The 2,189-nt window shown below is 57.5% G+C and carries 2 protein-coding genes; one reads left to right on the forward strand and one right to left on the reverse strand.

The window, feature by feature from the left end; translation table 11 throughout:
- Positions 1-72 precede the first annotated feature (72 nt).
- Positions 73-537: a MarR family winged helix-turn-helix transcriptional regulator gene (locus GKA01_RS13490; protein WP_244289222.1), complete on the reverse strand. Its 465-nt coding sequence runs from the start codon at positions 535-537 to the stop codon at positions 73-75.
- A 67-nt stretch (positions 538-604) separates the two neighbouring features.
- Between GKA01_RS13490 and GKA01_RS13495 the strand changes: the two genes are divergently transcribed.
- Positions 605-2,119 (forward strand): FAD-dependent oxidoreductase, encoded by a 1,515-nt coding sequence (locus GKA01_RS13495; protein ID WP_146864150.1) that lies wholly within the window; start codon positions 605-607, stop codon positions 2,117-2,119.
- The last annotated feature ends 70 nt before the right edge of the window (positions 2,120-2,189 follow it).

The raw sequence follows: 2,189 nt of genomic DNA on the forward strand, positions 1-2,189 counted from the left end.
GGGGCCTGAGCTTAGAAGTCAGAGCTTCTATCATTCGCATGACGTAATTGGTTTGATACTGGTGATAGGTTTTTACTTAATTTCCCATTCCATCAAATCGTCAGCAAAGCGACGTAAAAGTATTCTTAATTGATCGAGGTCTTGGTTGGTCCAATTAACGAGAATGCGGTTCGCTAACCTCTCACGTGCCGCATTCAGCAGGTTGACCATTTCCTGCCCCTTGCCAGTTACCGTCGCTTCGCGAACACGTCTGTCCGTGGCAGACGGCTGGCGCGTGATGAGGCTGAGTTCTTCAAGTTTGCCCATCTGTCGACTGATCGTCGTATGATCACGCCCAGTACGGTCCGCAAGGTCGACCACTCCGATGGGACCGTAACGCCATACACGCGCCAGTAGCGGAAACAGGGCCCGATCCAGCGGAATACCGGCTTCTTCGATCAGGCGATCATCCCGACGGGGCCGGTTGATTTCATCGACCAGATCGATGATCGCGGCATGAAGTCCCCGCAGGATTTCAGAATCGTGTGCATTATTCACGTTTTTAATTGCCCTCGATGCGAAGCCTATATATGTGAATATTACACATTGATTCGCGGAGCTGCCAGTGTCTTTCGATACAGACGTCCTGATCTCGGGTGCGGGGGCCGCAGGCCTGACACTTGCCATCGACCTTGCCCGACGTGGAATTTCGTTCCGACTGATCGAGCAGAATACTCAGCCGTTCAGCGGGTCGCGCGGCAAGGGTATCCAGCCCCGGACGATGGAGATCTTCGAAGATCTCGGAATTGTCGATCGTATGGCTGCGTCAGGCGGACCCTATCCGCCGCTCTGTCAGTATCGCGCTGATGGAACCCATAAAATGTCGCTTCTGACGGAAGCGGACGTTTCTCCAACAGCTGCCGAGCCCTATGCTGCGCCACTGATGCTGCCGCAGTTCGCCACTGAAGCCGTCATGCGGGAACGGCTTTCCGAGCTGGGCCATCATCCACATTTTGGGACACGGCTGACAGGATTTGAACAGGACGCCCACGGCGTTACGGCAAGAATAGAACAAAAAGGCGGCGAGCAGGTTATCCGCGCTCGGTTCCTGGTCGGAACCGATGGCGGCCGCAGCTTTGTCCGTCATGCATTGGCGATCGATTTTCCGGGAGAAGCACTGGGCGTGCGTGCGGTCGTTGCCGATGTGCGGCTGGAGGGATTGGACCGGTCCGTCTGGCATCGTTTCCAGTTCGGTTCCCCTGCGACACAACTCGTTATCTGTCCACTGCCAGGAACGGACCTGTTTCAGGTTCATGCACCCGTGAGGCTGGACGGAGAGATCGATTTGTCTCTAGACGGGCTAACCGGGCTCATTGGGGATCGAAGCGGCAGAAGGGACATTGCGGTCCGTTCGGTGTCCTGGTCCTCGGTTTATACGATGAGTGCGCGTCTGGCCGATCGCTATCGGATCGAGCGCGTCTTCCTTGCGGGGGATGCCGCGCATGTTCATCCGCCAACTGGCGCTCAAGGTCTTAATACCAGCGTTCAGGACGCCTATAATCTTGGCTGGAAGCTGGCGTCCGTACTTACGGGCGCTCCAGAGGCGCTACTCGACAGTTACGAGGCGGAACGTCGACCGATCGCATTGAATATGCTTCGTCTCTCAATGCGTCTGCTCGAAGAAGTCAAGCAGGGCATCATGCGGCGCGATCGCGAAGCGCGTCAACTCGACCTTGGCTATCGCGGCTCATCGTTGAACGTGCCCGGTTCTGCGGGGAAAAAAGTGCAGGCCGGCGATCGTGCCCCTGATGCGCCCTGTCGCGGACAGGCCGGCCAGCGCACACGGCTGTTTACGGTTTTTCAAGGGCCTCACTGGACCCTGTTAGGCTACCAGCCGCACGACCGGCCGTCGGCCATCGCGGGTGTGCGCATCGTCACCGTCGGTGCGGGGCATGAACTCGTCGACGAAGATGGTGATATCGCCGAAGCTTACGGTATCGGATCCGGTCAGTGGGTGCTTGTGCGTCCGGACGGTTACATCGCCGGAATTCTCCCGTCTGACGGACTGGCGCAGAAACTTTCTTGCTACTTGGCGCATGTGCTGCCGTCCCGCCCAAACAATACGCTCGGAGAGGCGTGAAAGAACGGTGAACCGCTTCGGGATGGCTTGGCTCAGGACTCATAGCCAGAAGATGATGGTTACAGCGCGG

It is taken from the genome of Gluconobacter kanchanaburiensis NBRC 103587 (assembly GCF_007988905.1).
Taxonomy (GTDB): domain Bacteria; phylum Pseudomonadota; class Alphaproteobacteria; order Acetobacterales; family Acetobacteraceae; genus Gluconobacter; species Gluconobacter kanchanaburiensis.